Genomic DNA, 3,504 nt, shown 5'->3' with positions numbered 1-3,504 from the left:
TCGCTGGACAGGTCCTGGAAGACGACCGGCTTGTACTTGGGATGGATATCAGGCTTCATTTGGACAGTACCGTTTGCCGGCCACGGCCGGGAGAAAAGAGCGCGATTGTAGCGAGCCGGCAATCATGACGCAAGCGGGCAACATTCGCAATGAGGCCGAGGCGTTACCCCGGACCGCCAGCCATACAGGCTACCGGGGCACCCCAGGGTTTTCCACCGAATTAGCCGCCATGGCTGGCATGGCTGGCATCAGGATGCTCCCAGAGCCGACGCAACCATGGCCTCGAAACGCTCCTGATTTACCTCAAGCACGATATCGGCATTGGCTTGTTTACGCTGCCGGTTCTCCCAATCCACTACCGTAGCGCCGCGGGTCAGGGCACCTCCCAGCTCTACCGCAGCATGCAAGCTCCGCGACGAAGTGACGATGGCGGGATCCAGGGCAACCGCCATGGCCAAGGCATCGGCCGCCAGCATGCGCTCGCGTTCGCGGCTGCGCGCCCAACTGCGGGTCTTCCTGGAAATGGCCGCATAGAAGCTCGCCCGAGGGGAATCTGCTGCCAGCCAACGCTCGAAGTCGTCGTAGCCAAGCCCGTGACGCATGGTGGCCTCCCAGTCGACCAGCTCGAAACGGGTCCAACTGCCAAAAACGATATGGGCCGCTTCGGGATCGAAGCCGATATTGAATTCAGCAGGGACGCGCGCGGTATTGCCTCGGCCATTGACCGCGCCGCCCATGATCACCAGACGCTGGATGCGTTCGGGCAACGACGGATCCAGGCGCAAGGCCAGGGCCAGGTTGGTCAGTGGGCCCAGGGCAACCAGCACCAGTTCTCCGGCGTGCTCCTGGCTCAGGCGGATGATGGCCAGGGCCGCATGCTCATTCGATGGCTGCCGCATCGATCGCGTGTAACCCGTGTCACCGAACCCATCCGCACCATGCACGAAGGCCGCGTCGGCTTCGGGCAGGACCAGAGGGCCGGCACAACCTGCGAATACCGGTGTTTCGGCGCCAACCAGATCGACCAGACGCAAGGCGTTGGCCAAGGTATGCGCCTGCCCGACATTGCCGGCAGCTATCGTCAGCCCGACGACCTCCGCGCAGTCAAAAGCCATGAGGATTGCCAGCGCATCGTCAACGCCCGGGTCGGTGTCTATCAGAAGTTTCATGCTCAGGACCCGGGAGTGCGGGCAGGATCAAGGGAGCGCAATTGTTTCAGACGCAGGGAGGGTTGTTCCACCCAATGCCAGGACGCGATTGCAAGAATCAGACTTGATGGGACTGCGTGAGCAAACAACGCGAGCGGAGAAATCGATGGAAACGTGGCCACGATCATCTGCTGTACCGGAAATCCATACAGGAATAGTCCGTAGGAATAGTCGCCGCGCCACGGCAATTTCCAGGCGGGAAGACGCCAACTGAACCACAAGCTGAAATACCCGAGCGCGAGCATGGTCATTGGAACAAACAGAAAGGATTCGCCGGACGCCACCGCCAGCAAAACGAGCACCAGAAGGAAACGTGTCGACAACGGTATTCGCGATGCAAACAATGCCGCCAGAGACGCCATCATGAACAACATCGCCAGGGCGGCCTTGTCCTGATGCTGAGGTGCAGTCTCGATCCAGCCGGACAGGCTGTAGATCGTGAAGAACAGCACGATGACGACAAACACGCGTGGCCAGGTCAGGACTCGAAGCACACCAAGTATCGCGATGGCGAGGTACATGCGCACCTCCAGGGCAAGGGACCACAACGATCCGTTGGCAACGTAAGGGAACGGATTGGACGCAAATAGCCCCGGAAGCATGTACGTCAAACCAACGAGATCGACATTGCGTGCGAAGTATTTTCCAGTCTGTGCATGTTCGAAGTAGTTTATTGGCGCAAGTTCATTGAAGAGCGGGCCGATCAGTCCAACGGTCAGGAGCAGGCAGACCAGATAGGCAGGATAGATGCGCAGAATGCGGGCGCGAATGAACCGGAAGATGCGGGGGTTGCGCAGCCAGCTACGCGTTATCAGGCAGCCACTCAGCGCGAAGAACACGCACACGCCAATACTTCCCGAATAGAACTGCGGGATCAATCGCGCGAACAGATCCCCCCGCGCGAAATTCGCAGGATTGACCAACGCATAGGCGTGACCATAGATGACCAGCAAAGCTGCCAGATGCCGTAGCAGCAGGGAGTTGTCCGGTCCATGACCCAACCGATCATCCAATACGGGTGGGCGAGCCAGAAGTGCGTCGCGAACCGCGATCATGGTCATCGTTCAGGCTCCGGCAAACTCGGAAGCACTGCCTATCCAGCGGGCAATCAGACGCTCGCAGGAATCCGGATATTGCTCGAGCAGGATTTGACCGATCTCATGTACAACCGGCAGCAACGAGGCATCGCGTGCGAGGTCGGCAACGCGAAACTCGAGTCGGCCAGTCTGCCGGGTGCCAAGCATTTCGCCGGGGCCTCGCAACTCCAGATCCTTCTCGGCAATCACGAAACCGTCGCTGGTCTCGCGCATGGCGGTCAACCGTTCGCGGGCGAGTTGTGACAATGGCGACTGATACAGGAGCACGCATGTCGATGCCTCGCTGCCGCGACCCACCCGACCGCGCAACTGGTGCAACTGGGCGAGGCCCAGACGCTCGGCATTCTCGATCACCATCAAGCTGGCGTTGGGCACGTCGACACCCACCTCGATGACCGTGGTTGCGACCAGCAAGGTGATCTTTCCGTTGCGGAATGCATCCATCACGGCCTGTTTCTCGCTGGCCTTGAGGCGCCCATGGACCAGACCGATAGGCAAGCCTTCCAGCTGGCCAACCAGCTCCGCGTAGGCCACCTCGGCGGCCTGCGCCTCCAGTTGTTCGGTTTCCTCGATCAGGGTGCAAACCCAGTAGACCTGGCGCCCTTCCGCGCAGGCCAGACGGATGCGCTCGACCACCTCGTTGCGCCGCGAAACCGACAAGGCCACCGTCGTTACCGGCGTGCGTCCCGGCGGCAGCTCATCGATCACTGAAACATCGAGGTCGGCGTAGGCCGTCATCGCCAGCGTTCGGGGTATCGGTGTTGCCGTGAGTACAAGCTGGTGCGGAACATTACCGCCTTCCCTGCCCTTGTCGCGCAAGGCCAGGCGCTGGTGCACGCCGAATCGATGCTGCTCGTCGATGATGACCAGGCCCAGGTTGCGGAAGCCCACTGCCTGCTGCATCAAGGCATGCGTGCCCACGACAATTTGTGCATCCGCTGCCAACGCCGCCAATGCCGCCGCACGCGCCTTGCCCTGCACCTTGCCCGCCAACCAGACCGGCGTGATGCCCAGTGGTTTCAGCCAGGCCGTCAGGTTGCGCAGATGTTGTTCGGCGAGCAATTCGGTGGGTGCCATCAGTGCAACCTGATAGCCGGATTCGATGGCTGCCAATGCGGCCCATGCCGCGACGATGGTCTTGCCCGAGCCGACGTCGCCCTGGACAAGGCGAAGCATGGGTTCGGGTCTGGCGAGGTCGA

The 3,504-nt window shown here is 61.0% G+C and carries 3 protein-coding genes; all 3 read right to left on the bottom strand.

All coding sequences use genetic code 11. The annotated features are described in order from the left end of the window. Window positions 1–248: 248 nt before the first annotated feature. Window positions 249–1,169: a nucleoside hydrolase gene (locus WBP53_RS00610; protein ID WP_423924885.1), complete on the bottom strand. Its 921-nt coding sequence runs from the start codon at window positions 1,167–1,169 to the stop codon at window positions 249–251. Window positions 1,170–1,171: 2 nt separating this feature from the next. After that, window positions 1,172–2,269: an acyltransferase family protein gene (locus WBP53_RS00605; protein WP_423924883.1), complete on the bottom strand. Its 1,098-nt coding sequence runs from the start codon at window positions 2,267–2,269 to the stop codon at window positions 1,172–1,174. A gap of 3 nt (window positions 2,270–2,272) precedes the next feature. Further along, window positions 2,273–3,504: ATP-dependent DNA helicase RecG (locus WBP53_RS00600; protein WP_423924881.1), on the bottom strand; the 1,232-nt coding region annotated here is incomplete at its 5' end.

The organism is Dokdonella sp., from assembly GCF_049593775.1.
In the GTDB taxonomy this organism is placed as follows: Bacteria; Pseudomonadota; Gammaproteobacteria; order Xanthomonadales; family Rhodanobacteraceae; genus Dokdonella.
Note: the sequence above shows the minus strand (reverse complement) of the source record. Positions and strands in the feature narration are given on the sequence as shown.

Bases quoted from the DNA above. Each gene is read 5' to 3' on its own strand.
- WBP53_RS00610 (WP_423924885.1), bottom strand. From the start codon at position 1,169: ATGAAACTTCTGATAGACACCGACCCGGGCGTTGACGATGCGCTGGCA.
- WBP53_RS00605 (WP_423924883.1), bottom strand. From the start codon at position 2,269: ATGACCATGATCGCGGTTCGCGACGCACTTCTGGCTCGCCCACCCGTA.